The organism is Microbacterium umsixpiens (genome assembly GCF_053543675.1).
This window is the reverse complement of record NZ_JBLVOH010000078.1, coordinates 9,320-12,042: the sequence shown is the minus strand read 5'-3', so window position 1 is coordinate 12,042 and position 2,723 is coordinate 9,320. Positions and strand designations below refer to the sequence as shown.

Genomic DNA, 2,723 nt, shown 5'->3' with positions numbered 1-2,723 from the left:
CCTCGGCCGCGCTGACCGCGTGGCTCAAGGAGCTGACCGGTGCCGACTACCCGCAGCTCCTCGCCGAGGCGGAGGCATCGGGGGTCGGCGCCCGGGGTGTGCTGATGCTGCCGTACTTCGCAGGAGAGCGCACCCCCATCCAGGACCCGGACGCGCGAGGCGTGATCGCCGGGCTGACGCTCGAGCACACCAGGGGAGACCTGTACCGGGCGGCGCTCGAGGCCACCGCGCTGGGCGTGCGGCACAACGTCGAGACCATGCGGGCCGCCGGCGCCGACATCCGCCGGATCGTCGCGGTCGGCGGTGGCACGCAGGGGCGACTGTGGCTGCAGATCGTCTCCGACGTCACCGGTCTCGTGCAGGAGGTGCCGGAGACCACGATCGGTGCGAGTTACGGGGCCGCCTTCCTCGCCGCCGTCGCCGTGGCAGCCGACGGTGAGGCGCCGCTCATCACCGACTGGAACCCCATCACGGAGCGCATCACTCCGAACGCCGAGCTGCGCACCGCCTACGACACCCTGTTCGACCGCTACGTGCGTCTGTACGACGGAACGAAGGGCGTCGTCCATGAACTCGCCGCCGAGCAGCGCGGCACGTCATTCCACTCAACCCCGGAGGAATCATGACCACCTACGCACTTCCCGCCCCCGTGTCCCGCCCGGCATCCGCGCCGAAGACCGCCTACCTGATCGCGTCGGGCGACCTGCGCGAGGCCGCCAACACCGGCGGCTGGCCGGTGCAGGTCGAGCTCGAAGCCGGCGTCACCGGCGTCTTCGAAGACCTCGGGTGGACCGTCATCCGCGCCAACGACGTCGACCCCGAGACGGGCCACGGCTTCATCTCGAGCCAGCGCATGGGGCTCGAGGTCTTCAAGAACATCCCGACCGATGCTCCGCTCATCGTCGCCGAAGCCGTCTGGCAGTACTCCCATCACGTGCTCGCCGGCCTCCGCACGCACCAGGGCCCGATCCTCACGGTCGCGAACTTCGCCGGTGACTGGCCCGGCCTCGTCGGACTGCTCGGCCTGAACGCCGGTCTGACGAAGATGGACAAGCCCTACGCCACGATCTGGTCGGTCGACTTCTCGGACGACTGGTTCAAGGCCGGCATCAAGGAGTGGACCGAGACGGGTGCCATCACCCATGACGCTTCGCACGTGCGCGCGCTCCCCGCCCTCCCCGACAGCCCCGAGAAGCAGTTGGGTGAGGCCCTCGCCGCGGAGCTCCTGGCGGAGAAGGCCATCATCGGCGTCTTCGATGAGGGCTGCATGGGCATGTACAACGCGATCTTCGACGACGAGCTGCTCAACCAGACCGGCATCTACAAGGAGCGCCTGTCGCAGTCGGCCCTCTACGCCGAGATGCTCGAGGTCACCGAGGCCGAGGCGGACGCCGCCTATGACTGGCTGATCGACGCGGGCATGACCTTCCGGTACGGCGAGGATGCCACCACCGAGCTCACCCGGGAGCAGGTGCAGTGGCAGCTGAAGATGTACATCGCCGCGCTCCGCATCGCCGACGACTTCGGACTCGACGCGGTCGGCATCCAGTACCAGCAGGGGCTGAAGGACCTGGTTCCGGCCTCCGATCTCGCCGAGGGCATCCTGAACTCGACTCAGCGCCCGCCGGTGACCTCACGCGACGGTTCGCGGGTGCTGCACGACGGCCGCGCGTTCCCGCACTTCAACGAGGCCGACGAGGGGGTCGCCGTGGACGCGCTGGTCACCGATCGCGTCTGGCGTGCGATGGGCCTCGTGCCCGACAACACCCTGCACGACGTGCGCTGGGGCGAGGAGTACGACGGGCAGTTCGTCTGGGTCTACGAGATCTCGGGCTCGGTTCCGGCGTCGCACCTGGGCGGATGGCAGAACGCCGAGGGCTGGCGGCAGGGGCACGTGTTCTTCCCCGCGGGCGGAGCCACGATCAACGGCGTCTCGAAGCCCGGCGAGATCGTGCTGTCGCGTGTGTTCATCGCCGACGGGATCCTGCAGGCGGACATCTTCCGCGCGTCGGTCGTCGAGCTCCCGGCCGAGGAGACCCAGCGCCGCAAGGATGCCACGAACCCGGAGTGGCCGATCGCGCACGTCGTACTGCACGGCGTCTCCCGCGACCAGTTCATGGCCCGCCACAAGGCCAACCACGCACAGCTCGTCTACGCTCCGGATGCCGAGACGGCGGACAAGGCTCTGATCGCCAAGGCCGCGATGTTCGACGGAATGGGCATCAAGGTCAACCTGGTGGGAGACGTGGCGGTCTGACCCGGCGCTCGTCTGCCTGGAGGGCTACTGAGACCGCCAGAACCGCATCACCAGGTTCGTCAACTCCTGGTCGAGATCGTCGACCTTGGATTCGATCCGCCCGAGGCGCGCGTCGAGGCCGTCGATACGTGCCGAGAGAGCGGTGTCGAGGCCGTCGATACGTGCCGAGAGGGTGGCGTCGATGCGATCGACCTCGACGCGGATCACGCGGCTGAGCTGCGTCGTCATGAGCGTCATGCCGCCGAGCATCACAGCCGCGAAGATACCGAGCAGCGTCCATACCTGAGGGTCGTTCAAGCGCATGCCTCCAGTCTGAGTTCGGAGGCCCACGTTGTCACGGTATTCCGGTCTCGCTGCGCCACGAGCCCAGTCGTCGTGGGTACCTCGCCGAGACGAGGTGCCCGTGTAGAAGGAGTGGCCGACCGGAGGGATCAGCCCAGGTCGAAGATCTCGAGTTGACGGAGCG

General features: G+C 68.2%; 3 protein-coding genes. 2 read left to right on the top strand and 1 reads right to left on the bottom strand.

Features of this window, described 5'->3' with window-relative positions; translation table 11 throughout:
* Positions 1 to 626: FGGY-family carbohydrate kinase (locus ACNPM4_RS08065; RefSeq protein WP_448985343.1), on the top strand; the 626-nt coding region annotated here is incomplete at its 5' end.
* Positions 623 to 2,257 carry a fucose isomerase gene (locus ACNPM4_RS08060; protein ID WP_448985342.1) on the top strand — a complete coding sequence of 545 codons (1,635 nt, stop codon included), beginning with the start codon at positions 623 to 625 and terminating at the stop codon, positions 2,255 to 2,257. The genes ACNPM4_RS08065 and ACNPM4_RS08060, both read left to right, overlap by 4 nt.
* Before the next feature lie 24 nt (positions 2,258 to 2,281).
* On the opposite strand, the gene ACNPM4_RS08055 is transcribed toward ACNPM4_RS08060, so the two are convergent.
* Positions 2,282 to 2,560 carry a hypothetical protein gene (locus ACNPM4_RS08055; RefSeq protein WP_400857514.1) on the bottom strand — a complete coding sequence of 93 codons (279 nt, stop codon included), beginning with the start codon at positions 2,558 to 2,560 and terminating at the stop codon, positions 2,282 to 2,284.
* Positions 2,561 to 2,723 lie beyond the last annotated feature (163 nt).